Annotated in this window: 26 protein-coding genes; 14 read left to right on the top strand and 12 right to left on the bottom strand. The window is 68.0% G+C overall.

Going from position 1 to position 25,299, the window contains the following annotated elements:
• Positions 1-88: 88 nt before the first annotated feature.
• Positions 89-1,018 carry an ornithine carbamoyltransferase gene (gene argF / locus VL15_RS09310; protein WP_048245156.1) on the bottom strand — a complete coding sequence of 310 codons (930 nt, stop codon included), beginning with the start codon at positions 1,016-1,018 and terminating at the stop codon, positions 89-91.
• Between the two features lie 413 nt (positions 1,019-1,431).
• Here argF and VL15_RS09305 point away from each other — a divergent pair, with 413 nt between their 5' ends.
• A complete protein-coding gene (locus VL15_RS09305) occupies positions 1,432-1,752 on the top strand; it encodes a DUF3579 domain-containing protein (protein ID WP_048245154.1) in 321 nt (106 codons plus the stop codon).
• Between the two features lie 149 nt (positions 1,753-1,901).
• On the opposite strand, the gene rpsT is transcribed toward VL15_RS09305, so the two are convergent.
• On the bottom strand, positions 1,902-2,174 hold the full coding sequence (gene rpsT, locus VL15_RS09300; RefSeq protein WP_047898858.1) for a 30S ribosomal protein S20: 273 nt from the start codon (positions 2,172-2,174) through the stop codon (positions 1,902-1,904).
• A gap of 237 nt (positions 2,175-2,411) precedes the next feature.
• Here rpsT and murJ point away from each other — a divergent pair, with 237 nt between their 5' ends.
• Positions 2,412-4,028, top strand: a complete 1,617-nt coding sequence (murJ, locus tag VL15_RS09295; RefSeq protein ID WP_329955940.1) for a murein biosynthesis integral membrane protein MurJ — start codon at positions 2,412-2,414, stop codon at positions 4,026-4,028.
• A gap of 8 nt (positions 4,029-4,036) precedes the next feature.
• Positions 4,037-4,879: a SirB1 family protein gene (locus VL15_RS09290; protein ID WP_048245151.1), complete on the top strand. Its 843-nt coding sequence runs from the start codon at positions 4,037-4,039 to the stop codon at positions 4,877-4,879.
• Between the two features lie 65 nt (positions 4,880-4,944).
• Here the strand turns inward: VL15_RS09290 and VL15_RS09285 are convergent, their stop codons facing one another.
• From VL15_RS09285 to lpxK, 5 genes are all read right to left on the bottom strand, one after another.
• Positions 4,945-5,703, bottom strand: coding sequence for an SDR family NAD(P)-dependent oxidoreductase (locus VL15_RS09285; protein ID WP_048245149.1), 759 nt, complete (start codon positions 5,701-5,703; stop codon positions 4,945-4,947).
• 210 nt (positions 5,704-5,913) lie between these two features.
• On the bottom strand, positions 5,914-6,576 hold the full coding sequence (gene adk, locus VL15_RS09280) for an adenylate kinase (RefSeq protein WP_048245147.1): 663 nt from the start codon (positions 6,574-6,576) through the stop codon (positions 5,914-5,916).
• Positions 6,577-6,784: 208 nt separating this feature from the next.
• On the bottom strand, positions 6,785-7,576 hold the full coding sequence (gene kdsB / locus VL15_RS09275) for a 3-deoxy-manno-octulosonate cytidylyltransferase (RefSeq protein WP_048245146.1): 792 nt from the start codon (positions 7,574-7,576) through the stop codon (positions 6,785-6,787).
• Positions 7,577-7,685: 109 nt separating this feature from the next.
• Entirely contained in the window at positions 7,686-7,880 is a 195-nt protein-coding gene (locus VL15_RS09270; RefSeq protein WP_010090898.1) for a Trm112 family protein, read from the bottom strand.
• Complete coding sequence (lpxK, locus tag VL15_RS09265) at positions 7,861-8,889, bottom strand: tetraacyldisaccharide 4'-kinase (protein WP_048245145.1); 1,029 nt, start codon at positions 8,887-8,889, stop codon at positions 7,861-7,863. Before lpxK ends, VL15_RS09270 begins: the two co-directional genes overlap by 20 nt.
• A gap of 450 nt (positions 8,890-9,339) precedes the next feature.
• On the opposite strand from lpxK, the gene xseA reads away from it, so the two are divergent.
• The 3 genes from xseA to VL15_RS09250 all read left to right on the top strand — a co-directional run bounded on the left by xseA (position 9,340) and on the right by VL15_RS09250 (position 12,536).
• Entirely contained in the window at positions 9,340-10,722 is a 1,383-nt protein-coding gene (xseA, locus tag VL15_RS09260) for an exodeoxyribonuclease VII large subunit (protein WP_048245143.1), read from the top strand.
• A 226-nt stretch (positions 10,723-10,948) separates the two neighbouring features.
• Positions 10,949-11,527, top strand: coding sequence for a superoxide dismutase [Fe] (sodB, locus tag VL15_RS09255; protein ID WP_011352986.1), 579 nt, complete (start codon positions 10,949-10,951; stop codon positions 11,525-11,527).
• Positions 11,528-11,759: 232 nt separating this feature from the next.
• Positions 11,760-12,536, top strand: a complete 777-nt coding sequence (locus VL15_RS09250; protein WP_048245141.1) for a short-chain dehydrogenase/reductase — start codon at positions 11,760-11,762, stop codon at positions 12,534-12,536.
• Between the two features lie 32 nt (positions 12,537-12,568).
• Here VL15_RS09250 and VL15_RS09245 read toward each other — a convergent pair whose 3' ends face one another.
• Entirely contained in the window at positions 12,569-13,276 is a 708-nt protein-coding gene (locus VL15_RS09245; protein WP_048245139.1) for a Crp/Fnr family transcriptional regulator, read from the bottom strand.
• Positions 13,277-13,357: 81 nt separating this feature from the next.
• Here VL15_RS09245 and VL15_RS09240 point away from each other — a divergent pair, with 81 nt between their 5' ends.
• The 3 genes from VL15_RS09240 to VL15_RS09230 all read left to right on the top strand — a co-directional run bounded on the left by VL15_RS09240 (position 13,358) and on the right by VL15_RS09230 (position 15,636).
• Positions 13,358-13,882, top strand: coding sequence for a DUF962 domain-containing protein (locus tag VL15_RS09240; RefSeq protein ID WP_048245135.1), 525 nt, complete (start codon positions 13,358-13,360; stop codon positions 13,880-13,882).
• Entirely contained in the window at positions 13,875-14,921 is a 1,047-nt protein-coding gene (locus VL15_RS09235) for a 2-dehydropantoate 2-reductase (protein WP_048245133.1), read from the top strand. The genes VL15_RS09240 and VL15_RS09235 overlap by 8 nt, the downstream gene beginning before the upstream one ends.
• A gap of 109 nt (positions 14,922-15,030) precedes the next feature.
• Positions 15,031-15,636, top strand: a complete 606-nt coding sequence (locus tag VL15_RS09230) for a class I SAM-dependent methyltransferase (RefSeq protein ID WP_048245131.1) — start codon at positions 15,031-15,033, stop codon at positions 15,634-15,636.
• 19 nt (positions 15,637-15,655) lie between these two features.
• Here VL15_RS09230 and VL15_RS09225 read toward each other — a convergent pair whose 3' ends face one another.
• On the bottom strand, positions 15,656-16,930 hold the full coding sequence (locus VL15_RS09225; RefSeq protein WP_048245129.1) for an EAL domain-containing protein: 1,275 nt from the start codon (positions 16,928-16,930) through the stop codon (positions 15,656-15,658).
• 179 nt (positions 16,931-17,109) lie between these two features.
• Positions 17,110-18,546: a multidrug transporter subunit MdtD gene (gene mdtD / locus VL15_RS09220; RefSeq protein WP_048245127.1), complete on the bottom strand. Its 1,437-nt coding sequence runs from the start codon at positions 18,544-18,546 to the stop codon at positions 17,110-17,112.
• A gap of 219 nt (positions 18,547-18,765) precedes the next feature.
• Here mdtD and VL15_RS09215 point away from each other — a divergent pair, with 219 nt between their 5' ends.
• Positions 18,766-19,089 carry a DUF2917 domain-containing protein gene (locus tag VL15_RS09215; RefSeq protein ID WP_048245125.1) on the top strand — a complete coding sequence of 108 codons (324 nt, stop codon included), beginning with the start codon at positions 18,766-18,768 and terminating at the stop codon, positions 19,087-19,089.
• Here the strand turns inward: VL15_RS09215 and VL15_RS09210 are convergent.
• Positions 19,062-20,294, bottom strand: coding sequence for a citrate/2-methylcitrate synthase (locus VL15_RS09210; protein WP_048245123.1), 1,233 nt, complete (start codon positions 20,292-20,294; stop codon positions 19,062-19,064). The genes VL15_RS09215 and VL15_RS09210 overlap by 28 nt on opposite strands.
• A 140-nt stretch (positions 20,295-20,434) precedes the next feature.
• Between VL15_RS09210 and VL15_RS09205 the strand changes: the two genes are divergently transcribed.
• Entirely contained in the window at positions 20,435-21,826 is a 1,392-nt protein-coding gene (locus VL15_RS09205) for a CoA transferase (RefSeq protein ID WP_048245122.1), read from the top strand.
• Between the two features lie 21 nt (positions 21,827-21,847).
• Here VL15_RS09205 and VL15_RS09200 read toward each other — a convergent pair whose 3' ends face one another.
• The gene (locus tag VL15_RS09200) at positions 21,848-22,594 is read right to left on the bottom strand and encodes a GntR family transcriptional regulator (protein ID WP_048245120.1); all 747 of its coding nucleotides are present in this window, start codon (positions 22,592-22,594) and stop codon (positions 21,848-21,850) included.
• Between the two features lie 140 nt (positions 22,595-22,734).
• On the opposite strand from VL15_RS09200, the gene VL15_RS09195 reads away from it, so the two are divergent.
• The 3 genes from VL15_RS09195 to VL15_RS09185 all read left to right on the top strand — a co-directional run.
• Entirely contained in the window at positions 22,735-23,868 is a 1,134-nt protein-coding gene (locus tag VL15_RS09195) for an RNA-guided endonuclease InsQ/TnpB family protein (RefSeq protein WP_048245118.1), read from the top strand.
• A 229-nt stretch (positions 23,869-24,097) separates the two neighbouring features.
• Positions 24,098-24,943 carry an aldo/keto reductase gene (locus VL15_RS09190; RefSeq protein WP_048245116.1) on the top strand — a complete coding sequence of 282 codons (846 nt, stop codon included), beginning with the start codon at positions 24,098-24,100 and terminating at the stop codon, positions 24,941-24,943.
• Positions 24,944-25,003: 60 nt separating this feature from the next.
• On the top strand, positions 25,004-25,299 hold a 296-nt coding region (locus tag VL15_RS09185; RefSeq protein ID WP_196319565.1), incomplete at its 3' end, for a hypothetical protein.

The following is a 25,299-nucleotide window of genomic DNA, read 5'->3' as shown; positions in this document are numbered from 1 at the left end:
GGCATGAGCGCGCCTGCCGCGCGGGTGGCGGGAAAATAGAAAGCGCCGGCTGTGCCGGCGCTTGTCGCTTGCGGCGAGGCCGCGCGTGTCAGTGCTTCAGCCGGCCGAGCAGCAGGAACTCCATCAGCGCTTTCTGCACGTGCAGGCGGTTTTCCGCCTCGTCCCACACGACGCTCTGCGGGCCGTCGATCACGCCGGCCGTCACTTCCTCGCCGCGGTGCGCGGGCAGGCAGTGCATGAACAGCGCGTCCGGGTTCGCGTGGCCCATCATTTCCTCATCGACGCACCAATCGGCGAACGCCTGCTTGCGTGCCTCGTTCTCGGCCTCGAAGCCCATGCTCGTCCACACGTCGGTCGTCACGAGATCGGCACCCTTGCACGCTTCGTTCGGGTCGTCGCATACCTCGTAGAACGGCGCGCTGTCGGGCGCCACGAGCTTCATGTCGAGCGCGTAGCCGGGCGGCGTCGACAGGCGCAGCTTGAAGCCGAGGATCTGCGCGGCTTCGATCCACGTATAGAGCATGTTGTTCGCGTCGCCGACCCACGCGACGGTCTTGCCGGCGATCGGGCCGCGGTGCTCGTAGTACGTGAAGATGTCGGCGAGCACCTGGCACGGGTGGTATTCGTTCGTCAGGCCGTTGATCACCGGCACGCGGGAGTTGTCCGCGAAGCGCTGGATGATCTCCTGCTCGAACGTGCGGATCATGATGATGTCGACCATCCGCGAGATCACCTGCGCGGAATCCTCGACCGGCTCGCCGCGGCCGAGCTGCGTGTCGCGGGTGCTCATGAACACGGCGTGGCCGCCGAGCTGGAAGATCCCGGCTTCGAACGACAGGCGCGTGCGCGTCGAGTTCTTCTCGAAGATCATCGCGAGCGTGCGGTCGTGCAGCGGGTGATAGGTCTCGTAGTTCTTGAACTTGCGCTTCAGGATACCCGTGCGTTCGAGCACGTACTCGTAGTCTTCCAGCGAGAAATCCTTGAACTGCAGGTAGTGACGAATGGTTTTGGCGGTCATGAAGCGAGATACGGTGGGTTTCACCCGGCAGCGAGGCCGGACGGCGCCACCGTCGGGTGTGGATAACTCAAAGCAGCATAAAGGATTTTCTGTGCTTTGACGAGCCACGGAGAGAAACGGGGCGCGATCTCGTCGTGCCGTCGGCGGCACGCGAAGCGGGGCCTCGGAACGACGCGCGATGGCGCGCTGCGGTATAATCCAAAAGTTTTCTCCAGCCCGGCAGGCAAGCCTCATCGCGCTCTGCCGGACACAAGCCGTGCGCTGCACAAATCCGGTGCAGTACACCGGCGGCGCGCTCCGACGCCCCGTTTTCGGGATATCGGATGGCTTGTGCCGCCGTTCATTCCAGCTTTGTGTTCGCGTATCCAGGCGCCGTCGCCTGGGCATCGCCGGGCCGTCACTTGGGTAACCACATGGCTGAAACCCCTCCGACCGAATTTTTCATCCAGGGCATCACGAAAGACGGGAAAAAGTTTCGCCCGAGCGACTGGTCGGAACGTCTGGCCGGTGTGATGGCCTGCTTCGGGCCGGGGGCGAGCGGGCCGAATGCGCGTCTCAAGTATTCGCTGTACGTGCGCCCGACGATGCTCGGCGACCTGAAGTGCGTGATCCTCGATTCCCGGCTGCGCGACATCGAGCCGATGGCTTTCGATTTCGTGCTGAATTTCGCGAAGGACAACAACCTCGTCGTCACCGAGGCGTGCGAACTGCCGGACTACAGCGCGAAGAAATGATGCCGACGGGCGAGGGCGCCTGCTGCGCCCGCCCTGGCTGTCGTCGGCCGGTGTGATGTCCGGACGACAGACGACAAAAAAGCCCGCCTAGGCGGGCTTTTTTGCGATCGCAGGAAACAGGAGCGCCCGCGTGAGCGGGTGCACCAGATTTACGCTGCTGCCTGCAGGCCCTTGACGGCTGCGGCCAGGCGGCTCTTGCTGCGAGCGGCCTTGTTCTTGTGAACAATCTTCTTGTCGGCGATCGTGTCGATCGTCTTCACGGCAGCCTTGAACAGATCGGCAGCCTTTGCGTGGTCGCCGGCTTCAACAGCCTTGCGAACCGACTTGATCGCGGTACGGAATTTCGAGCGCAGCGCCGAGTTGTGCGAGTTTGCCTTCGCGGCCTGGCGGGCGCGCTTGCGTGCTTGTGCGGAGTTAGCCATGACGGTTCCTTATCCTGTCCTGTTTCCAGAGCTTGGAGCCTGACGGCCAAGCGCTGCTTTTCGATCCGTCCCCTGAGAACGATTGCCCAGGGGCGCATAAAAAAACGGTGAGTTTAACCGAGGCTGGGACATGAAAACGGCAGTTGCCGTGCATGTACGAGCCCAGAAACCGGCGATTATAGCAACAAAATCAAGCGAGTGGCAAGCTTGAAGTGATTCCCGTCGGGAGGGACGCCGGTGGCGTGCGTGCTTTTCGGCTTCGGTCCGTGCTGGGCCACGCAACGTCCGTATAATAAGCGCCCCATGAATCTATTCCGAGCCCTGCTGACGGTCAGCGGCTTCACGCTGCTGTCGCGCGTGACCGGACTGGCCCGCGAGACGCTGATCGCCCGTGCGTTCGGCGCCAGTCAATACACCGACGCGTTCTACGTCGCCTTCCGTATCCCGAACCTGCTGCGCCGCCTGTCCGCCGAGGGCGCGTTCTCGCAGGCGTTCGTGCCGATCCTCGCCGAGTTCAAGAACCAGCAGGGGCACGATGCCACGAAGGCGCTCGTCGACGCGATGTCGACCGTGCTTGCGTGGGCGCTTGCCGTGCTGTCGGTCCTCGGGATCTTCGGCGCGTCGTGGGTCGTGTTCGCGGTCGCGTCCGGCCTGCACACCGACGGGCAGGCGTTCCCGCTCGCGGTCACGATGACGCGGATCATGTTCCCGTACATCGTGTTCATTTCGCTGACGACGCTCGCGTCCGGCGTGCTGAACACGTACAAGAGCTTCTCGTTGCCCGCGTTCGCGCCGGTGCTGCTCAACGTCGCGTTCATTGGCGCCGCCGTGTTCGTTGCGCCGCACCTGAAGGTGCCGGTATACGCGCTCGCGTGGGCCGTCATCGTCGGCGGCGTGCTGCAGTTCCTCGTGCAGCTGCCGGGCCTGAAGAAGATCGACATGGTGCCGCTGATCGGCCTGAACCCGCTGCGCGCGCTGCGTCACCCCGGCGTGAAGCGCGTGCTCGCGAAGATGGTGCCCGCGACGTTCGCGGTGTCGGTCGCGCAGCTGTCGCTGATCATCAACACCAACATCGCGTCGCGGCTCGGGCAGGGCGCCGTGTCGTGGATCAACTACGCCGACCGCCTGATGGAATTTCCGACGGCGCTGCTCGGCGTCGCGCTTGGCACGATCCTGCTGCCGAGCCTGTCGAAGGCGCACGTCGACGCCGATTCGCACGAATATTCGGCGCTGCTCGACTGGGGGCTGCGCGTCACGTTCCTGCTCGCGGCGCCGAGCGCGCTCGCGCTGTTCTTCTTCGCGACGCCGCTCACCGCGACCCTGTTCAACTACGGCAAGTTCGACGCGCATACCGTCACGATGGTCGCACGCGCGCTCGCGACCTACGGGATCGGCCTCGTCGGCATCATCCTGATCAAGATCCTCGCGCCGGGCTTCTATGCGAAGCAGGACATCAAGACGCCCGTGAAGATCGCGATCGGCGTGCTGATCGTCACGCAGATCTCGAACTACGTGTTCGTGCCGCTGATCGGTCACGCGGGCCTCACGCTGAGCATCGGCGTCGGCGCGTGCCTGAACTCGCTGCTGCTGTTCATCGGGCTGCGCAAGCGCGGCATCTACCAGCCGTCGCCGGGCTGGCTGCGCTTCTTCATGCAGCTGATCGGCGCGACGCTGGTGCTCGCGGGCGTGATGCACTGGCTCTCGATCAGCTTCGACTGGACCGGGATGCGCGCGCAGCCGCTCGATCGCATCGCGCTGATGGCCGCGTGCCTCGTGCTGTTCGCTGCACTATATTTCGGTATGTTGTGGGTGATGGGCTTCAAATACGCTTACTTCAGAAGGCGCGCCAAGTGACGACCGCTATGACCCGCGTCCTCGACTACTTCAGCACGCTCGTGGCGGACGACGACAGCCTGCCCGTCACGGAAACCGCGCTGTCGCTGGCGCAGGACGCGTATCCCGACCTCGACCTGCAGGGCACGCTGGCCGAACTCGACATGCTGGCAGCGCGGCTGAGCCGGCGGCTCGCCGACGATGCGGACCTGAAGGGCCGTGTCGCCGCGCTGAACGACTTCTTCTTCCGCGAACTGGGCTTCGCGTGCAATCACAACGACTACTACGACCCCGATAACAGCCACCTGAACGCGGTGCTGAAGCGGCGGCGCGGGATTCCGATCTCGTTGTCGGTGCTGTATCTGGAGCTCGCCGAGCAGATCGGCGTACCGGCGCGCGGCGTGTCGTTCCCCGGTCACTTCCTGCTGCGCGTCACGCTGCCGGACGGCGACCTGATCATTGATCCGACCAATGGCCATTCGCTGTCCGAAGCCGAGATGGTCGAGATGCTCGAGCCGTACGTCGCGCGCGCGGCCGGTGCGGTCGACAGCGCGTTGCGTGCGCTGCTGCAGCCCGCGACGAGCCGCGAGATCATTGCGCGGATGCTGCGCAACCTGAAGACGATCTATCTGCAGACGGAACGCTGGCAGCGGCTGCTCGCGGTGCAGCAGCGCCTCGTGATCCTGTTGCCCGAGCAGCTCGACGAGGTGCGCGATCGCGGTTTCGCGTATGCGCGGCTCGACTACCTGCGCCCCGCGCTCGAGGATCTCGAGTTGTATCTCGGCGAGCGGCCGGATGCGGACGACGCGACCGTCGTCGAGTCGCAGGTCACCGAACTGCGGCAGCGGATGCAGCGCGACGGCGAGGATTGAGCCGGCGCGCGACTGCCGGCGCCTCGAAAAAAACGCCCGCATCGCGGGCGTTTTTTCATGGGCGCTTACTTCGGCTGCATCCGGATCGCGCCGTCGAGGCGGATCACCTCGCCGTTGAGCATCGGATTCTCGACGATCTGGCGCACCAGCATCGCGTATTCGGCCGGTTTGCCGAGCCGCGGCGGGAATGGCACCATCGCGCCGAGTGCGTCCTGCACGTCCTTCGGCATGCCGAGCAGCATCGGCGTCTCGAACAGGCCGGGCGCGATCGTCATCACGCGGATGCCGCTGCGCGACAGGTCGCGCGCGATCGGCAGCGTCATGCCCGCGACGCCGGCCTTCGATGCCGCGTACGCGGCCTGGCCGATCTGCCCGTCGAAGGCGGCGACCGACGCGGTGCTGACGATCACGCCGCGCTCGCCTTCCGCCGTCGGCGCGGTTGCCGCCATCGCGGCGGCCGCAAGCCGGATCATGTTGAAGGTGCCGACGAGATTCACGTTGATCGTTTTCGCGAACACGTCGAGCGGATGCGCGCCGTCCTTGCCGACCGTTTTCGCGGCCGGCGCGATGCCCGCGCAGTTCACGAGGCCGCGCAGCGTGCCCGCACGCGTCGCCGCGTCGACGGCTGCCTGAGCGTCGGCCTCGCTCGAGACGTCGCAGCGCACGAACTCACCGCCCAGCTCGGTCGCGAGCGCGACGCCCGCCGCCTCGTTCAGGTCGGCGAGCACGACCTTGCCGCCTGCCTGCGCGAGCATCCGGGCCGTTCCGGCGCCGAGGCCCGATGCACCACCCGTGATCAGAAAGACGTTGCCGCGAATCTCCATGACTGTCTCCTTTGTCGACCGCCCTTAGCGCTTTAGCGCTTAGGGAGGTCCCATGCAAAGCGGTAGCTCCGTCCGATGCCGGGCGATCGCCGGAAATGCCGGCACGCCGGTTGGCCGGGCGTACCCGTTCGACCGATTGTACGGGGCGTCGTCGCGCGGCCGAAAAAAAGCCGCCCGGAAAGGGCGGCTTGCGGATGCGCGATGCGCTGCTTACTTCAGTGCGTCAAACGCGCGCTCGCGGATTTCCTCGACGCTGCCGAGGCCCGAGATCTTGCGATACTGCGGGGCCTTCAGGCCGTTTTCCTCGCCGCGCTGCGCCCAGTCGCCGTAGTACTTGATCAGCGGCTTGGTCTGCGCTTCGTACACTTCGAGACGCTTCTTGACGGTTTCTTCCTTGTCGTCGTCGCGCTGGATCAGCGGTTCGCCCGTCACGTCGTCCTGGCCCTCGACCTTCGGCGGGTTGAACTTGACGTGGTACGTGCGGCCCGATGCCGGGTGCGTGCGGCGGCCGCTCATGCGCTCGACGATTTCCGAGAACGGGACGTCGATCTCGAGCACGTAGTCGATCGCGACGCCGGCTTCCTTCATCGCGTCAGCCTGCGCGATCGTGCGCGGGAAGCCGTCGAACAGGTAGCCGTTCGCGCAATCGGATTCCTTCAGGCGTTCCTTGACGAGGCCGATGATCAGGTCGTCCGTCACGAGCTTGCCTTCATCCATGAAGCGCTTCGCTTCGATGCCGAGCGGCGTGCCGGCCTTCACGGCCGCGCGCAGCATGTCGCCCGTCGAGATTTGCGGGATGCCGAACTTTTCCTTGATGAAGTTTGCCTGGGTGCCCTTTCCCGCGCCGGGTGCACCCAACAGGATCAAACGCATGGTGATATCTCCAAGTATGTAGATTCGTGTGGCGAGCTTCGAAGGCGTCGGCGACAGCGTGCGCGGGGCTTGCCTGGCGCGCGGCGGGCTGGTCTGATGCGGCGCGTCGGCTTCGGCGACGCGCGGCTGCCGGCAGGGCCGCGGGCGGGGTCAAGCGAGAACGCGCTGGTCACGGACGGCTCGCACAATCGCCTGATTATGCCACGGGTTATTTTGAACCCGGCTGAAAAAGGGCCTGCACGCGCGCGAGATCGGCCGGCGTGTCGATTCCGGCTTCGGGCGCTTGCTCGGTGATCAGCACTGCGATGCGCTCGCCATGCCAGATCGCGCGCAGTTGCTCGAGCTGCTCGGCCTGCTCGATCGGCGCCTGCGCGAGCGTCGGATACGTGCGCAGGAAACGCGCGCGATACGCATAGAGGCCGATGTGCCGGTAGACCGGAAAGGCGGGGGCCGGCATGGCCGCGACGTCGGGCCAGTGCGGCTGGTACGCGTCGCGGCTCCACGGAATCGGCGCGCGCGAGAAGTACAGCGCGACGCTCTGCGCGTCGAGCGCGACCTTCACGACGTTCGGGTTGAACACGTCGGCCGCGGCGTGAATCGGGTGTGCGGCGGTCGCGATCGCGCACGCCGGGTGCGCGGCCAGGTGCGACGCTACGTCGCGCACCAGCACGGGGTCGATCAGCGGCTCGTCGCCCTGCACGTTGACGACGACGGTGTCGTCGCTCCACCCGAACGTCGCCGCGACTTCCGCGAGCCGGTCGGTGCCGGACGGATGGTCGGCGCGCGTCAGCACCGCTTCGAAGCCGTGATCGCGCGCCGCGTCGAGCACGCTCTGCGCGTCGGACGCGACCAGCACCTGCTGCGCGCCCGCTTCGCGCGCGCGCTCGGCGACGCGCACGACCATCGGCTTGCCGCCGAGATCGGCGAGCGGCTTGTTCGGGAGCCGCGTCGAGGCGAGCCGGGCGGGAATGACGGCGATGAAGGGTTGTGGGTGAGTCATCGGGGGAGCGGTGAGAAGGTCGGGGCGGGCGGCGCGTCGGGAGCCGGTCGCCCGGCGGGTTCGGCGAGCCGGCCGCGGATGGGCCGCGGCCGGGGCGTCGTCGGGCGGCTTAGCGGCCGGCCGGGTCGACCGGCGTGCCTTCGACGGTCTGGCGCGCTTCGTCGACGAGCATCACGGGGATGCCGTCGCGGATCGGGTACGCGAGCTTGTCCGCGTTGCAGATCAGCTCCTGCGCGGCACGGTCATAGTGGAGCGGGCCTTTGCAGATAGGGCACACAAGGATTTCAAGCAGGCGAGCGTCCACGGAGTTTCTCCACAACGAGGGCAATGAGGCGAGGGTCGAGCGCGGCTTCGACGGGGACGACCCACAGTCGAGCGTCGCGCCAGGAAGCCCCCAATTTTACTGCATCCTTCTCGGTGATCAGGATCGCGTCGACGGCGTCGTCGACGAACGGATTGTCGGCGAACGCGTAGTGGTCGGGCAGCGCACGGGTTGCCGGCGCGAGACCGGCCGCGCGCAGCGTCGCGAAGAAGCGTTCCGGCGCGCCGATGCCGGCCGCCGCGAGCACGCGTTCGTGCGCGAACTGCGACAGCGGGCGGCGCAGCGCGGGCTGGTCGAGGTGCCACGCGGCGCCCGGCGTGAGCGCGAGCGAGTAGGTGTCGGGCCACGGCGGCAGCGCGCCGCTGTACGGATCGTTGACGAGCGTCGCGTCGCGGTGCCGCGACAGCGGCTCGCGCAGCGGCCCGGCCGGCAGCAGGAAGCCGTTGCCGCCGAGCCGGTGGTCGAACACGACGAGCTCGACCGTGCGCGCGAGGCGGTAGTGCTGGAGGCCGTCGTCGCTGACGATCACGTCGACGTCCGGATGCGCGGCGCGCAGCGCCTGCGCGGCCGCGACGCGGTCGGGGCACACCCAGACGGGCGCGCCGGTGCGGCGCGCGATCAGCAGCGGTTCGTCCCCGGCCGCGCTTGCGTGCGACGCGGGTGTGACGGCGGTCGGCGCCGTCACGTTCGCGCCGTAGCCGCGCGACACGACGCCCGGCGTGAAGCCGGCCGCCCGCAACGCGTCGACGAGCGCGATCACGGTCGGCGTCTTGCCGGTGCCGCCGACGGTCACGTTGCCGACCACGACGACGGGCACGCCGACGTCGACCGGCTCTTTCCAGCCCCGCGCATACGCGGTGCGCCGCAGCGCCGCGCACAGGCCGAACACGCATGCGAACGGCGTGAGCGCCCACGCGAGCGCGCCGCGCCGCTGCCATTCGCGTGTCAGGCGCGCTTCGAGCCGGGCGAGCGGGCCGCCGGGCGCGCTCATCGGGCCGGGCGCGGCGCGTCGTGCGCCGCGGCGTGGGACGGATTCGTCAAGGCGGATTCTCCGTTGGGCGGCGCATGCCGCGGGGTCTGCGGAAGGCGGCACTCTAGCGCGCCGCAGGCGGGCGCGGCAAGCGCGACCGGCCGACGCAGCCCGCGGGGCCGGATCGCGGCGGCTTGTGGATAACTCTGTGAAAAACTCCCTGTTCGATCGCCTCAAACGCCCGTCGGGCGGGCATCGAATCGGATGCGAATGATTTCGAAAGGTTTAAAAATCTATAAAAATCAATGTGTTATGACGAATTGTCTGGTTTTTTAGGCGGTTTCAAAGCGTTTTAGCCGGATCATTGCCAGAATGTGGACACCTTCCGCGCGTCGCGGCGAATGCGGTCGGCGCTGGACGTCGCGCGCGTGTCGGACTATCGTGTCGCCGCCAGCATTCATCCGACCGCCCATGCTTCCCGACTCTCCTTTTTCCGCACCCGGCGCGACGCGCGGCGGTGACGAAGTGATTCCCGTTTCGGCGCTCAATCGCGCGATTTCGACGATGCTCGAGCGCTCGTTTCCGCTGCTGTGGATATCGGGCGAAGTGTCGAATTTCACGCGTGCCGCGAGCGGCCACTGGTATTTCTCGATCAAGGACCAGCAGGCGCAGATGCGCTGCGTGATGTTCCGCGGCCGTGCGCAATACGCGGAGTTCACGCCGCGCGAAGGCGACCGGATCGAGGTGCGCGCGGTCGTCACGATGTACGAGCCGCGCGGTGAAGTCCAGCTCAACGTCGAGGCCGTGCGGCGCACCGGGCAGGGGCGCCTGTACGAGGCGTTCCTGCGGCTGAAGGCGCAACTCGAGAGCGAGGGGCTGTTCGCGCCCGAGCGCAAGCGGCCGCTGCCGGCCCACCCGCGCGCGATCGGCATCGTCACGTCGCTGCAGGCCGCCGCGTTGCGCGACGTGCTGACGACGCTCGCGCGCCGCGCGCCGCACATCCCGGTGATCGTCTATCCGGCGCCCGTGCAGGGCGCCGGTTCCGCCGAAAAGCTCGTCGCGGCCGTCCAGGCCGCGAATGCGCGGCGCGAGGTCGATGTGTTGCTGGTCTGCCGCGGCGGCGGCTCGATCGAGGATTTGTGGTCGTTCAACGACGAAGCGCTGGCGCGCGCGATCGCGGCGAGCGAGCTGCCGGTCGTCAGCGGCGTCGGGCACGAAACCGATTTCACGATCGCGGACTTCGCGGCCGACCTGCGCGCGCCGACGCCGACCGGTGCGGCCGAGCTCGCGAGCCCGCAGCGCGCGCTGCTGCTGCGCGAGGTGGACGAGCGCCAGCGTGCGCTTGCGCGCGGCATCGAACGCATGCTGGAACAGCGTGCGCAGCAGCTCGACTGGCTCGCGCGCCGGCTCGTGAGCCCGGCCGAGCGGCTGCAGCGGCAGCGCACGCATGTCGAGCAGCTCGCGGTGCGGCTCGCATCGGCGGCCTCGCGGCCGGTGCGCGACGCGCGCGCGCGTTTTGCGCTCGCGCAGTTGCGCTGGCAGCGCGCGCGGCCCGATCCGTCGCAGGCGCGCCTGGCGCTCGCGGGGCTGTCGCAGCGTCTCGCGGTTGCGTTGCAGCGCCGTCACGAACGCGACACGGCACGTGTGTCAGCCTGTGCGGCACGGCTCGAAGTGCTGAGCCCGCAGCGCACGCTCGAGCGCGGTTATGCGGCGCTCATCGACGCGCAGACCGGCCGCGCGGTGCGCGCGCCGAGCGCGCTGAAGCCGCAGCGCCGCCTGACCGTGCATCTGGCCGAAGGTTCGGCCGACGTATCGCTCGCCGACGTGCAGCCGCGCTTGACCGATACGATCTGAGCGGGCCGGCGTAAGCGAAACGCAGGTCCCGCAACGCACGCGCGAAGCACGGGAACGGACGCCGCGCATCGTCGGTTCGTCCTGCCGGACGATGCGCAAACATCGCTTTTCCGCATACCGCGGATAAATGGCCCGTGAGTTTGCGGGGTTATTCGTCCTCGCCTACAATCGGACGCTCGGCAGCATTCAACACAAGCCCCCCTACATACTCAACGAAGGAATCGCCATGGCTCATACGCTCCCGCCGCTCCCGTACGCTGAAGACGCACTCGCGCCGACCATCTCGCTCGAGACGATCCAGTACCACTACGGCAAGCATCATCAGGCTTATGTGACGAACCTGAACAATCTGATCCCGGGCACGGAATTCGAGAACCTGTCGCTGGAAGAGATCGTCAAGAAGTCGTCGGGCGGCATCTTCAACAACGCCGCGCAAATCTGGAACCACACGTTCTTCTGGAACAGCCTGTCGCCGAACGGCGGCGGCGCACCGACGGGCGCGCTGGGCGACGCGATCAACGCGAAGTGGGGCTCGTACGACGCATTCAAGGAAGCGTTCACGAAGGCTGCGGTCGGTACGTTCGGTTCGGGCTGGGCATGGCTCGTGAAGAAGGCGGACGGTTCGCTCGACATCGTGTCGACGAGCAACGCCGCCACGCCGCTGACGACCGCCGACAAGGCGCTGCTGACGATCGACGTGTGGGAACACGCGTACTACATCGACTACCGCAACGCACGTCCGAAGTTCGTCGAAGCGTTCTGGAACATCGTGAACTGGGACTTCGCAGCGAAGAACTTCGCGTAAGGTCTGTCAGGACACGCTGGAAACGGCGATCACGTTCGGCTATCCGAATGGACAGCGCCGCAGCCGGTCTGAAAAGCCTCCCTCGTGGAGGCTTTTTTATTGCCCGGAATCCGGCTGCGACGCGTCACGCGAAGGACATCGACGTGAACGCGCGTTGACGTACGCTCGTCGACATGCGGCTCGACGAACGGCATGGCGGCAACCCCCAACGCATTCGAAAGGAGCATCGGCAATGAATCTGGAGCTTGACCGGAAGCATGCGGTAATCACGGGCGGATCTCGCGGAATCGGCTACGCGTGTGCCGAGCGGCTGGCGGAAGAGGGCGCGCACGTCACGATCATCGGCAGTCACGCGGCCACGGTGGATGCCGCGCTGCGGTCGCTGCGCGCGAAGCATCCGGGCCGCATCGATGGTTTCGCGCTCGATCTGTCGATCGCGTCGAACAGCGATGTCCTGGGCCAGCACATCGCCGACGCCGACATCGTGATCAACAACGCCGGCGCGATTCCCGGCGGCGGGCTCGACCACGTCGACGACGCGACATGGCGCTCATCGTGGGACGTCAAGGTGTACGGCTACATCAATGCGACGCGGCAGGCGCTTCCGGCGATGCTGGAGCGAGGCTCGGGCGTGATCGTCAACGTGATCGGGATGGCGGGCGCCGCGCCCCGCTACGACTACATCTGCGGATCGATGGCGAACGCGGCGCTCATCGCGTTCACGCGCGCCACGGGTGGCCATACCGCGCGCAAGGGCGTGCGCGTCGTGGGCGTGAACCCCGGACCGACGGAGACGGACCGGCTGGTTCGTCTTTACGAATCGCGCGCGGAGGCCCGGTTCGGCGATCGCGCGCGCTGGCGCGAGCTGCTGGCCGACTTGCCGTTCGGCCGGCCGGCCAAACCCGAGGAAATGGCGGATCTCGTCGTGTTCCTCGCGTCCGCCCGAGCGTCGTATCTGAGCGGTGTCGTGATCGATGCGGACGGCGGCGCGCAATACACGCACCAATAGGCCGGCGTGAAGCAGGCCGCCGGGCGGCGGCCTCAACGCGGCGTGTCGCCGAGCCCGCTCGCGCGGCGCAGCGCGTCGACGTCGACGAGCTCGATTTCTCCGACATGCAGGCGCACGATGCCGTCGGCCTGCAGTGCCTTCAGCAACTGGTTGGTGGTCTGTCGCGTCAGCGACAGCATCGACGCGAGGGTTTCCTGCGACAGCCGGACGCGCGTGCGCCCGGCGCTGATGCCGCCGTAGCCGTCGGCGATCATCAGCAGGCGGGCGGCGAGCCGCTGCGCGGCCGGCATCACGCTCATCGCTTCGACGGTCAGGAAGCTCAGGCGCAGCTTTTGCGCCATCAGCAGCGCGAATTGCCGCCAGTATTGCGGCGTCGCGTCGAGAATCGCGAGCAGCGCGGCCTGCGGAACGTGCAGCAGCAGCGCATCGTCGAGCGCGATCGCGTCGTGCGTGCGCGGCTGGCCGTCGAACAGCGCGATCTCGCCGAACCAGGTGACCGGCTCGGCCACCGTCAGCAGCGCTTCCTTGCCCTGCGGGTCGACCGCACCTATCGTGAGTGAACCGGCCAGTACCGCGTACAGCCCGCACGGCGGGTCGCCGCGCCGGAACAGCGCGTGGCCGACCGGCAGGCGGCGCAGCGCCGCACCGGCGAGCAGGTCCGCGCGCAACGCGGGCGGCAGCGCGGCGAACCACGGGTTCGCTTCGATCTGCGGCAGGTAGGGGGCGAGCGACGAGGGCATGGGCACGCGATGTCGGGTAGCTGACAGAGGTTCTCGGGCGTGACGCGCATCATAGCGCTCAACGACCGACCAGGAGACGCCATGAAGACGCTCGAAGACCACCTTTCCCAGTATGCGGCCTACCATCGCGACGCGCGCAACATCGCGACGCATCTGGTCGGGATCCCGATGATCGTGTTCGCGGTCGAGGTGCTGTTGTCGCGGCCGGCGATCGGGATGCTGGCCGGCGTCGCGCTGTCGCCGGCGCTGCTGCTTGCCGTCGCGTTCGCGGCGTTCTACCTGCGTCTCGACCTGCGGTTCGGGATCGTGATGACCGCGCTGTTCGCGCTCGGCCTGTGGGCCGCGCAGGCGCTCGCATTGCTGCCGACCGCGCAATGGCTCGCGATCGGCATCGGCGCGTTCGTCGTCGGCTGGATCGTGCAGTTCGTCGGGCACTGGTTCGAAGGGCGCAAGCCCGCGTTCGTCGACGACTTGGTCGGCCTGATGGTCGGGCCGCTGTTCGTCGTCGCCGAAGTCGCGTTCTTCGCGGGACTGCGCGGCGACGTGCGCCGCGAAGTCGAGCGGCGGGCCGGCCCCGTACACGGCGGCGCGCACTCGCATGTCTGACGCGCCGGTCTGCGTGTTCGGCGCGGGCGCCGTCGGCTGTTATCTCGGCGGCCGGCTCGCGGCGGCCGGTGCGGACGTCACGCTCGTCGGCCGCGCGCGGATTGGCGACGCGATTCATCTGCACGGGCTCACGCTGACCGACCAGCGCGGCTATCGCGCGACGCTCGCGCCGGCCGATGTCGCGTTCTCGACCGATCCGGCGGCCGCGGCTACCGCGCGGCTCGTGCTCGTCGCGGTGAAGTCGGCCGCGACGCGCGATGCCGCGGTGCAGCTCGCCGGCGTGCTGCGGCCCGGCACGGTCGTGATCAGTTTCCAGAACGGCCTGCACAACGCCGACGTGCTGCGCGACGCGCTGCCACAAGCGACCGTACTGGCCGGCATGGTGCCGTTCAACGTGATCGAGCGCGAGCCCGGCGCATTTCACCAGGGTTCGGCCGGTGCGCTCGCGGCCGACGCGTCGCCCGCGCTGCAACCGTTCGCCGGCGCATTCGCGCGTGCCGGGCTGCCGCTCGCGCTGCATCGCAACATGCCGGCCGTGCAGTGGGCGAAGCTGCTGCTCAACCTGAACAACGCAGTCAATGCGCTCGCGAACCTGCCGCTGCGCGACGAACTCGCGCAACGCGCGTACCGGCGCTGCGTCGCGCTCGCGCAGCGCGAAGCGCTGCACTGGCTGGCGCGTGCCGCGATCCGGCCCGCGCGGCTGACGCCGTTGCCGGCTGCGTGGATCCCGACCGTGCTCGAGCTTCCCGATACCGCGTTTCGCGTGCTCGGCGGCCGGATGCTCGCGATCGATCCGCTCGCGCGTTCGTCGATGTCCGACGATCTCGCGGCGCGCCGTGCGACGGAAGTCGAGTGGATCAACGGCGAGGTCGTGCGGCTGGCCGCGCGCTTCGGCGCGCAGGCGCCCGTCAATGCGCGGCTGTGTGCGCTGGTCCACGACGCGGAAAGCGCTGCGGCGCGCCCGACGTGGCACGGCGATGCGCTGTGGGCCGAGCTGACCGCGCAGGCGCCGCGCGCGGGCGACGTGCGGGCCGCATAGCGGCGGGATTGACCGGCCGTCGCGCCGGTGGGGTGGCGCAACGTCACTTCAGTCGCGCAACGGCTAAGATGCGAGGTGCGCCATACGACGCCTATGCGGAGCAATCACCATGGTGGATCGCCCGACTCTCGACGCCTACGATGCCCATGCCGCGCAATACGCGCAGGACTGGCTCGACCAGGCCGCCCCCGACGACATGTACGCGCTGCTCGAACAGCATTTCTCGCCCGGACCGACTGCGGACGTCGGCTGCGGAGCGGGGCGCGACACGGCCTGGCTCGCTTCGCGCGGCTTCGATGTGCGCGGCTACGACGCGAGCACTGCACTGCTAGACGAGGCGCGGAGGCACCATCCGGACCTGACCTTCGAACTGGCCGCGTTGCCGGCGCTGGCCGGCGTGCCGTCCGGCGCGTTTCGCAACGTGCTGTGCGAAACGGTCGTCATGCACCTCGAACAGGCTGACGCGTCGGCGGCCGCCGCGCGGCTGGCCGATCTGCTGATGCCGGGCGGCACGTTGTACCTGAGCTGGCGGGTAGCCGGAAACGGCGTGTTGCGCGACGAGCGCGGCCGCCTCTATACGCCGCTCGACTCGGCGCGGATGCATGCGGCGCTCGGCGCCGGCATACGCGTGATCGACGAGCATGAGGTCGTCAGCGCTTCGTCCGGCAAGCGCGTGCACCGGCTGATCGTGCGCAAGGAGGCCGGCGCCGCGTGAATGCGGCGCGCCGGCGCGTTCATTCGCGGTTGAGCGCCGCTTCCCAGTTGATGTCGACGCAGAGCACCTGCATGCCGGTCGCGACGGGTGCCGCGATCGACGCGGTCACGCACAGGTGCGCCTCGTTGATCGACAGGTAGGGCGACGTCAGGTGCACGCGGCCCGGCGCGCGCATCGCGTCGATGAAGTACGGGCGGCGCTCCCAGCTCGCCCCCTCGGAATGCAGCAGCGGCCGGAAGCGCTTGGCGCGCTGCGAGACGCTACCGCGTGCCAGCACGTTGTCGCCGATCTGGCGGCCCGACGCGTCGAGCAGGAAGCAGCGCGCGGTTTCGGGCAGCCCGAGCACGGCGGCGGCCGCATCGGTGAGCGGCGCGCCTGCGCTGAGCTTCTGGCTCGCTTCCTCGAGCGCGGCGACGTACGGCGCGAGCCGTTCCGCCTGGGTGCGCTCGCGCTGCGCGACGCGCAGCCGCAGCGCGGCCGACAGCGTATCCATGCTGCCCGCGGCGGCCTGCGGCTGCACGGGGTCGACGCTCGGCCCCGCGAAATACTGGCCCTGCACGAAGTCGACGTCGCACTCGAGCGCGATCAGCGCGTCGCGCTCGGTCGCGAGCCCGCCCATCAGCACGAGCTGGCCGGATTCGTGCAGCAGCGACACGAGCCCCGGCAGCACGCGTTCGAGATGCGAGTGCTCACTCGCTTGCGCAAGGATGCCTCGGTCGAGCGTGACGATATCGGGATGCAGGTGCCACACGCGGTCGATGTTCGAATGCTTCGCGCCGAAACCGACGAGTGCGATCAGGAAACCGGCCTTGCGCAGCCCGTCGACGATCGCCGCGTAGCGCGGCGTCTCGCCGCCCGCCTGTTCCGGCACCTCGAGCACCACGCGGTGCGGCGGCAGCCCGAGCGCTTTCAGGTTCGCGAGCAGCGCGTCGCCGTAGACGGTGTCCATCAGCGCGGCCGGATGCAGGCTCAGGAAGAGCCATTCGTCGTGGCTGTCGAACGCATGGAAGTTGCCGAGATGCAGCGATTCGGCGAGCCGGCCGAGCTCGAGCAGGTCGCCGCGCCGCGCCGCCTGCGTGAACACCTCGTGCGAGGCCACCTGGCGGCTTTCCTCGTCGTGCGCGCGCAGCGATGCGTGATAGCCGATCGCGCGGCGGTGCGACACGGAAAAAACGGGCTGGAACACGCTGAACACCGTGTAGCTGCCATACAGCACGGTGCGCCGGTTCCCGTCGTCACCGGCGACGGGGCGGGGCGGCTGAAAGCCAGGGGGATCGATGTCGATCATGCTCATGATGTCGGCCGAAGGAAGACTGCCAGTTTACCTAGAGAATAGGCGAGCAAGAAGCATGCACGACATCCTGCCCCGTGCGGCAGCCCGTCGCGGCCGCCACGCGGCGCACGGCGGGTGCATCGCAGGGGCGCGTTGCACCGTCATGGTGCGCACCGTTCCGGTTCGGCGCGCGCCGCGCGTCACGCGCGTTCGGACGGGTCGGTCTTGCGCGCGGTGTCGCGGATCTCGGGCGCGAGCTGCGCGAAGATCCACGCGGATGCGGCCGTGATGATCCCGACGCAGATGAACGTCGCATGGAACGCGGGCAGCGTGTTGCTCGGCGTCACGGTGCGCAGCATGCCGGTGAACGTCGCGAGCAGCGCACCCGCGACCGTGACGCCGAGGCTCATCGACAGCATCTGCACGAGCGAGAACAGGCTGTTGCCGCTGCTCGCGCCGCCGGTGCCGAGATCCTTCAGGGTCAGCGTGTTCATCGCCGTGAACTGCATCGAGTTGAAGCCGCCGAACAGCGCAAGATGCACGACCTTCACCCAGACGGGCACCGTGTCGCGCATCAGCGCGAAGCTCGCCATCATCACCCCGACCATGATCGTGTTCGCGAGCAGCACCTTGCGGTAGCCGTGCTGCGTGATCAGGCGCGTGATGATCCGCTTCGAGAACATCCCGGCCGCCGCCACCGGCAGCATCATCAGCCCGGCCTCGAACGCCGAGTAGCCGAGGCTCACCTGCAGCAGCAGCGGGATCAGGTACGGCATCGCGCCGCTACCGATCCGCGCGAACAGGTTGCCGAGCAGCCCGACGCTGAACGTGTGGATCCTGAACAGTTCGAGCGAGAAGATCGGTTGCGGCGCGCGCACCGCATACAGCCCGTACGCGACGAAGCACGCGAGGCTCAGGATCAGCAGCACGAGCACGGCCGCGTGCTGCATCCCGAGATCGGCGAGCCCGTCGAGCGACAGCGAGATCGCGATCATGCCGATCGTCAGTAGCAGATAGCCTTTCAGGTCGAAGCGGCCGACGGCCGGGTTGCGCGAATCGGGCATCGAATAGAAGGTCGCGATGCAGCCCGCGACGCCGACCGGCACGTTGATCAGGAAGATCCAGTGCCACGACGCGATCTTCACGAGCCAGCCGCCGAGCGTCGGCCCGATCAGCGGTCCGATCAGGCCGGGAATCGCGACGAACGACAGCGCGGACAGGTAGCGTTCGGCCGGAAAGGTGCGCAGCACCGCGAGCCGCCCGACCGGCAGCAGCATCGCGCCGCCGACCCCCTGCACGACGCGGAACGCGACGAGCTGCGTCAGCGTATGCGCGTTCGCGCACAGCAGCGAGCCGAGCGAGAACACCAGGATCGCGCTGAAGAACACGCGTCGCGTGCCGAACGTATCGGCGAGCCAGCCCGACACGGGGATCATCACCGCCATCGTCAGCGAGTACGCGATCACGACCGACTGCATCCGCAGCGGCGATTCGCCGAGGCTCGCGGCCATCGACGGCAGCGCCGTGTTGACGATGGTCGAATCGAGCGTCTGCATGAAGAAGCCCGTCGCAACGAGCCAGAGCATCACGGTGAGGTTCTTTTCGCCGGGGGCGACGGCGGGCGGGCGTTGGAACATGAAGACGGGCGGTGGCGCGGGACAGCCGACATTGTAGGGAAAGCCGCCGCGCCGTGCAGGTTCGGCGCGGGGTGCGGCACCCGGCTCGCCGGCCGGCGGATGCCCGTCCGTTCACTGACCAGTACAGTTCAGCCGAAAGTGTCTGCAGGCGTATCTGTCCGTGTGCTGCCACTGTCCGAAATACTGGTGCCATCGAACCCGTGCGACCAGGAGGCTGCCATGCGTGAACTGCGACTTTACGTAATCGAAGGCGATGAGCCGGCCGGGCGGTGGCGGATCGTCGATCGCACCACACTGCAGGTGGCCGGGGGCGAAGCATGGGTGACGATCGAGGGCCGGCCCGACGATCACTGGCTCGGCGTCGGCGATTCGCTGACGTTCATGCCCGGTATGCGTGTTTGGGTCAGCGCGGGGCCGCACGGCGCGACGTTCGCGTTCGGTCCGCTCGCGGTGCCGGACGCGCGCGCCGCGCAGGCGTGGTGGCGGCCGCTCGCCGCGTGGCGCGACGGCCGCCGTCACGCGGCCGCGTCGCTGCCGACGTAGCGCGCGCGGGGCCGGATCAGCTTCCCGTCCGCGTACTGCTCGAGCGCATGCGCGATCCAGCCGGCCGTGCGGCCGGCCGCGAACAGCGTGAACGCCGCGCCGTCCGGCAACGCGAGCGTACGCTCCAGCACCGCGAGCGCGAAATCGATCGCCGGACGCAGGCCCGTCGCCGCTTCGACGCGCGCGGCGAGCGCACGTGCCGCTTGCAACGCCGGGCGGTCCGGCGCCGTGTCGTGCAGCGCGTCGAGCAGCGCCAGCGCGCGCGGGTCGCCGTCGGGATAGAGCGGGTGCGCGAAGCCGGACAGTGCCGTGCGGCCGCCGTCCGTGCGTTCGTCGTGCGCAAGCCGCAGCGCGAGGTAGCGATCGAGGTCGGCGGCGCGGGCCGCTTCGTCAAGCAGCGTGCCCGCGCGGAACGTCTCGCCGCCGTGGCGCGGCCCCGACAGCGCCGCGAGTCCGCCCGCGATCGCGCCGAACAGGTGAGTGCCGGTCGATGCGATGCAGCGCACCGCAAAGGTCGACGGATTCAGTTCGTGATCGGCGCACAGCACGAGCGCACGGCGCAGCAGGTCGACTTCGGTACGCCGCCGCACGCGCCACGCGGCGGCAAGCTGCCGGTGCACGGGCGCGTCGCCCGGCGCGATGCCGGCGAGCGCGGCCGTGGCGACACGCAGCAGCAGCGTGGCCGAATCGAGCTGCGCGTCGCGCCCCTGCGCCCACAGGCGCGGCAGCGATGCCGCCGCCGCGGGCAGCAGCACCAGCGTGCGTTCGAGCGGCGCGAGATGCGCCCAGCGGCGCGCCCAGTCGTCCCACTGCGCGGCGTCGAAACCGGTCGACGCGAGCGATGCGGCGGCAAGCCGCGCGGGCGGACAATCCCAGAGCCTCGCGGCCGTTTCTTCGAGCGTCGTATCGTCGGCCAGCGCGATCGCATCGGCGCCGCGGTAGCGCAGGCGGCCGTCGGCGATCTGCGTGATGCGCGATTCGAGCACCGGCACGCCCCAGTCGAGCGAACGCTCGGCGACGCCGCCCGCGCGTTTCGCGTCGGCGCGGCGGCGCGCGAGCAGGCGCACCTCGTCCGCGTCGTAGCAGCGACGCTTGGTCGTGCCGTCGGGCAGCGAGCGCAGCAGGCCGCGGCTCACGTACGCATAAAGGGTGCTCACGCTGATACCGAGGATGCCGGAGGCTTCCTGCGCGCTGAGGGAGGTCATGCCGATCGCTCCTGTCGGAGCGCATGAAGGGCGGCTCCGCTACAACTATTCGTTATGTATTGATTCGCGCAATCAAGATTGATCGCGCCTGTCGCGAATTCTAGACTCGATTTCGTCTCCACTACCGCACGCATCCGGCCATGACACCCGAACTCGCATTGACGCATCTGTGGCAACTCGCACACGGCGACCCCGACGCGCTCGCTCGCGCGACCGTGACGGGGCAGGACCCGACGTTACCGTCGACGTTCCACGTCGGCACGCTCGCTGCCGCGACGATCGCGGCAGCCGGGCTCGCGGCGGCAGAATGCCATCGGCTTCGCACGGGCGTCGCGCAATCCGTCGACGTATCGGTGCGCGACGCGCTGGTCGCGTTCCGCAGCGAACGTTACTTGCGTGTCGACGACGGCCCGCCGCCGGAGCTGCGTCATCCGGTGACGGGTTTTTTCGAGACGGGCGACGGGCGCTGGATTCAACTGCACGCGAACTTCCCGCATCACCTGCACGGGATCCTCGACGTGCTCGGCTGCGGCGCGCAGCCGGCCGACGTCGCGGCGGCGATCCGCACGTGGGACGGCACGGCGCTCGATACCGCGCTGGCCGAGGCCGGCCTGTGCGCGGCATTGATCAGAACACCTGAAGAATGGGCGGCGCACGAACAGGCGCGCGCCATCGCGTCACTGCCGCTGTTCGAGATCGAGCGGATTGGCGACGCGCCGGTCGAGCCGATCGGCCGCGGCGAAGCCGGTCAGCCGCTCGCCGGCGTGCGCGTGCTCGATCTCACGCGCATCATCGCGGGGCCGGTCGCGGGCCGCACGCTGGCGTCGCACGGCGCGCAGACGCTGCTCGTCAACGGCCCGCACCTGCCGAATATCGCGCCGCTCGTGATCGACAACGGGCGCGGCAAGCGTTCGACGTGGATCGACCTGCGCGACGCGGCGTGCGTCGATACGCTGCACGCGCTCGCGCGCGATGCGGATGTATTCCTGCAGTCGTATCGGCCCGGCGCGCTCGCGGCGCTCGGTTTCGCGCCGCAGGCGCTGGCGCAGCTGCGGCCCGGCATCGTGTGCGTGTCGGTGTCTGCCTACGGGCATGCGGGGCCGTGGGCGAAGCGGCGCGGCTTCGACAGCCTCGTGCAGTCGGCGAGCGGAATCGCGTGGCAGGAGCAGCAGGCCGCGCATGCGGACGGGCCGCGCCATCTGCCGTGCCAGGCGCTCGATCATGCGACGGGCTATCTCGCGGCGTTCGGCGCGATGATCGCACTCGCGCGCCGGGCGCGCGAAGGGGGAAGCTGGCACGTGCGGCTGTCGCTCGCACAGACGGGGCGCTGGCTGCAGTCGTTCGGTGCGGTGCCGGACGGCCTGCATGCACCTGACCTCTCGGCCGCCGACGTGCGCGACCGGATCGACCGCACCGCGTCGCCGTTCGGCATGATCGACGCGGTGCGGCCGGCCGAGCGGTTGTCGGCGACGCCGCCGTCGTTTGCGTGCCCGCCCGTGCCGCTCGGCACCGACGAAGCGCGCTGGCTGTGAGCGCCGGCGGCGCGGTGGGCGTTACTTGCGCAGCTCGACGACGAAGTCGTAGTAGTCGTTGCGGCAGTACGTATCGGTCAGTTCGATCGCGCGCTGGTCCGACGTATAGCCGATCCGAGTGATCAGCAGCAGCGCGTCGTGCGGCGCAATGCCCATCTGTTCGGCGATCTCGTCGGTCGCGTTGACCGCGCGGAAATGCTGGAGCGCGCGCACGATCGGCGTGCCGCGCGCTTCGAGATAGCTGTACAGCGAACCGCCGATCGCCTGCGGATCGGGAATCAGCGTGGCGGGGAACGTCGAGTTCTCGACGGCCATCACGATGCCGTCGGCGAGGCGCAGGCGTTTCAGGCGCGTAACCGATGCGGCGGGCGACAGCCCGAGCTGGATGACCTCGTCGCGGTTCGCGGGCTGGATCTCGCGCGCAATCCATTGCGAGCTTGGCTTGAAGCCGCGGCGTTCGAGCATTTCGCTGAAGCTCGACAGCCGCGACAGCGGATCCTCGTAGCGCGGCTGGATGAAGTTGCCTGCGCCTTGCGTGCGGCGGATCAAGCCCTGTTCGACCAGCAGCGCGATCGCCTTGCGCGCGGTGATGCGCGACACGCCGAGCGCGTCGGACAGCACGCGCTCCGAAGGCAGCGCCTCGCCGGCCGTCCAGCGGTTGTCGTGGATCGCGTCACCGAGCTTGCGGGTGAGCTGCAGGTAGAGCGGCGTGTCGTTGTCGGGGTCGGGGCGCAGGTCCTGCCAGCGGTCGTCCGTGGGTGACTTCATCAGATTTGTTCCGAGAAACCCCGTCCTTCTTCCCAAGGGGACTTCCTTCGGGGTGAAGGTAGGGGCGTGAAAGGAGCGCGGTCAAATGACTGCCACTCCAAAGCTTGAGGCTGACGCCGGCCTATGACATGGTGTGACACATGGACATCAAGCGTGCCTACCGATTCCGGTTCTACCCGACGCCCGAGCAAGCAGCGATGCTCGCCCGGACGTTCGGGTGCGCGCGCTTTGCGTATAACCACATGCTCAAAATGCGCACCGATGCGTGGCAGCAGCGTCAGGCACGTGTCGGCTATCACGAGACCTCCGCTGCGCTCACCGCGCTGAAGAAAACCCCCGAGCATGCGTGGCTGAACGAGGTCAGTTCGGTTCCGCTCCAACAGGCCCTGCGCCATCTGCAGACTGCATTCGCGAACTTCTTTGCCAAGCGGGCGAAATATCCAAACTTCCGGCGCAAGGACGGTGCGCAGTCGGCCGAGTACACGGGGAGCGCCTTCAGATGGGACGGCACTTCGCTGAAGCTGGCCAAGATGGATGCGCCACTCGCGATTCGCTGGTCGCGTACGATTCCCGAAGGCGCGAAGGTGACGACCGTCACAGTGTCGAGAGACGCTGCCGGTCGATACCACGTGTCCATGCTTTGCGACGATGTAGTTTCCGCAAAATCGGAGGCGAGTGGCCAGATTGGTATCGACTTCGGGTTGACAGATTTTGTCGTTCTTTCGACTGGCGAGAAGATTGCCGCACCGAACGCGCTTCGAAAGAACGAAACAAGACTCGCCAAGCTGCAACGGCGGCTTGCGAAGAAGCAAATAGGTTCCGCCAACTTCAGGAAGGCCAGGCTCAAAGTCGCTCGCATGCATGCCCGGATAGCAGATTGCCGCAGGGATTTCCAGCACAAGCTATCGACTCGGCTGATCAACAAAAACCAAGTGATCGCCATTGAAAGTCTTGCCGTCAGCCACATGCTGAAGAATCGAAAGCTCGCGAAATCGATCGACGATGCGGGCTGGTCGGAATTCGTGCGGCAATTAGCGTACAAGGCTGAGTGGTACGGACGCGTATTGATCGGCATCGACCGCTGGTATCCGTCCAGCAAGCGATGTTCCGACTGCGGGCATACCGTAGCCAAGCTGCCGTTGAAGGTCCGCGCGTGGGTCTGTCCGAGATGTGTTGCGACGCACGACCGCGACATCAACGCCGCGTGCAACGTTTTGGCCGCCGGACTGGCGGTGTCAGCCCATGGAGAAAGTGTAATTCCCATGTCTCTTTGAGGCGATGTCGGGTTGCGTTCAGTGAAGTGGGAATTCCCTTTCTTCGGGAAGGGGAGCAGTCAAGGAGTGGGTATCGATCAGGTTGCGGCCATTCTAAGTCATCATGCGGCGCCGTTATAGCCGGTTTTTGCCGTGCAATAGGCGGCCGCGGTGCCGATTGACTACACTGATGCGTCGTATTCCATGCTTCGGCCGCGGTACGCGGCCACGAATCCGCAACGAGGAACGCATGACAGACACGATCGCCACGGTCGTCCTGCCGGACGGCGAGACGATTCCGAAGCTCGGCCAGGGCACCTGGGAAATGGGCGAGCGACCGGCCCGCCGCGCGGACGAGATCGCCGCGCTGCGCGAGGGCGTCGCGCTCGGGATGACGCTGGTCGACACCGCCGAAATGTACGGCGACGGCGCGACCGAGACGCTCGTTGGCGAGGCGCTCGCGGGGCTGCGCGACGACGTGTTCCTCGTCAGCAAGGTCTATCCGCACCATGCGAGCCGGCGCGGTGTCGTCGCCGCGTGCGACGCGAGCCTCAAGCGGCTGCGTACCGATCGCCTCGACCTGTACCTGCTGCACTGGCGCGGCTCGGTGCCGCTCGCGGAGACGGTCGAAGGCTTCGAGACGTTGCGGCGCGCGGGCAAGATCCGTCACTGGGGCGTGAGCAACTTCGATACGGCCGACATGGCCGAACTCGTCGATGAAGCGGGCGGCGACGCATGCGCGACCAACCAGATCCTCTACAACATCGCGCGGCGCGGCCCGGAATTCGACCTGCTGCCGTGGCTTGCCGAACACCGGATGCCGGCGATGGCGTACAGCCCGGTCGATCACGGGCGGCTGCCGAAGCGCTCGCCGCTCGACGAGATCGCGCGGCAGCGCGGCGTGTCGGTGATGCGCGTCGCGCTTGCGTGGGTGCTTGCGCAACCGGGTGTCTTCGCGATCCCGAAGGCGTCGCGAATCGAACATGTGCGCGACAACCGCGCCGCGCTCGATTTCGTGTTGAGCGATGACGAGCGCGCGCAGCTGGACGCGTACTTCCGTCCGCCGCGCAGCAAGCGCGCGCTCGAGATGCTCTGACCGCTCGCCACCTGGCAACGCGCCAGGTCAGTGGTTGCCTCCGGACGATCCGCTGTTGCCGTGGCCGCCGCCATTGCCGTGGCCAGCGCCGTTGCCATTGCCGTTGCCACCGCCGTTACCGCCGGCACCACTGCCGTTACCGTGACCGCCGTTGCTGTTGCCACCGCTGTCACCGTGGCCACTACCGTCGCCTTTGCCGTGGCTGCCGGCGTTGCCGTGGCCATCACCATCGCCATGGCTGCCGGCGTTACCGTGGCCGTTGCCATTACCATCGCCATGGCTGCCGGCGTTACCGTGGCCGTTGCCATTACCGTCGCCATGGCCGCTGGCGTTGCCGTGGCCGTTGCCATCACCGT

The organism is Burkholderia cepacia, from assembly GCF_001039005.1.
GTDB lineage: Bacteria > Pseudomonadota > Gammaproteobacteria > Burkholderiales > Burkholderiaceae > Burkholderia > Burkholderia theae.
Note: the sequence above shows the minus strand (reverse complement) of the source record. Positions and strands in the feature narration are given on the sequence as shown.

Bases quoted from the DNA above. Each gene is read 5' to 3' on its own strand.
- argF (WP_048245156.1), bottom strand. From the start codon at position 1,018: ATGACCGCCAAAACCATTCGTCACTACCTGCAGTTCAAGGATTTCTCG.
- VL15_RS09305 (WP_048245154.1), top strand. From the start codon at position 1,432: ATGGCTGAAACCCCTCCGACCGAATTTTTCATCCAGGGCATCACGAAA.
- rpsT (WP_047898858.1), bottom strand. From the start codon at position 2,174: ATGGCTAACTCCGCACAAGCACGCAAGCGCGCCCGCCAGGCCGCGAAG.
- VL15_RS09290 (WP_048245151.1), top strand. From the start codon at position 4,037: ATGACCCGCGTCCTCGACTACTTCAGCACGCTCGTGGCGGACGACGAC.
- VL15_RS09285 (WP_048245149.1), bottom strand. From the start codon at position 5,703: ATGGAGATTCGCGGCAACGTCTTTCTGATCACGGGTGGTGCATCGGGC.
- adk (WP_048245147.1), bottom strand. From the start codon at position 6,576: ATGCGTTTGATCCTGTTGGGTGCACCCGGCGCGGGAAAGGGCACCCAG.
- kdsB (WP_048245146.1), bottom strand. From the start codon at position 7,576: ATGACTCACCCACAACCCTTCATCGCCGTCATTCCCGCCCGGCTCGCC.
- lpxK (WP_048245145.1), bottom strand. From the start codon at position 8,889: ATGAGCGCGCCCGGCGGCCCGCTCGCCCGGCTCGAAGCGCGCCTGACA.
- xseA (WP_048245143.1), top strand. From the start codon at position 9,340: ATGCTTCCCGACTCTCCTTTTTCCGCACCCGGCGCGACGCGCGGCGGT.
- sodB (WP_011352986.1), top strand. From the start codon at position 10,949: ATGGCTCATACGCTCCCGCCGCTCCCGTACGCTGAAGACGCACTCGCG.
- VL15_RS09250 (WP_048245141.1), top strand. From the start codon at position 11,760: ATGAATCTGGAGCTTGACCGGAAGCATGCGGTAATCACGGGCGGATCT.
- VL15_RS09245 (WP_048245139.1), bottom strand. From the start codon at position 13,276: ATGCCCTCGTCGCTCGCCCCCTACCTGCCGCAGATCGAAGCGAACCCG.
- VL15_RS09240 (WP_048245135.1), top strand. From the start codon at position 13,358: ATGAAGACGCTCGAAGACCACCTTTCCCAGTATGCGGCCTACCATCGC.
- VL15_RS09235 (WP_048245133.1), top strand. From the start codon at position 13,875: ATGTCTGACGCGCCGGTCTGCGTGTTCGGCGCGGGCGCCGTCGGCTGT.
- VL15_RS09230 (WP_048245131.1), top strand. From the start codon at position 15,031: ATGGTGGATCGCCCGACTCTCGACGCCTACGATGCCCATGCCGCGCAA.
- VL15_RS09225 (WP_048245129.1), bottom strand. From the start codon at position 16,930: ATGAGCATGATCGACATCGATCCCCCTGGCTTTCAGCCGCCCCGCCCC.
- mdtD (WP_048245127.1), bottom strand. From the start codon at position 18,546: ATGTTCCAACGCCCGCCCGCCGTCGCCCCCGGCGAAAAGAACCTCACC.
- VL15_RS09215 (WP_048245125.1), top strand. From the start codon at position 18,766: ATGCGTGAACTGCGACTTTACGTAATCGAAGGCGATGAGCCGGCCGGG.
- VL15_RS09210 (WP_048245123.1), bottom strand. From the start codon at position 20,294: ATGACCTCCCTCAGCGCGCAGGAAGCCTCCGGCATCCTCGGTATCAGC.
- VL15_RS09205 (WP_048245122.1), top strand. From the start codon at position 20,435: ATGACACCCGAACTCGCATTGACGCATCTGTGGCAACTCGCACACGGC.
- VL15_RS09200 (WP_048245120.1), bottom strand. From the start codon at position 22,594: ATGAAGTCACCCACGGACGACCGCTGGCAGGACCTGCGCCCCGACCCC.
- VL15_RS09195 (WP_048245118.1), top strand. From the start codon at position 22,735: ATGGACATCAAGCGTGCCTACCGATTCCGGTTCTACCCGACGCCCGAG.
- VL15_RS09190 (WP_048245116.1), top strand. From the start codon at position 24,098: ATGACAGACACGATCGCCACGGTCGTCCTGCCGGACGGCGAGACGATT.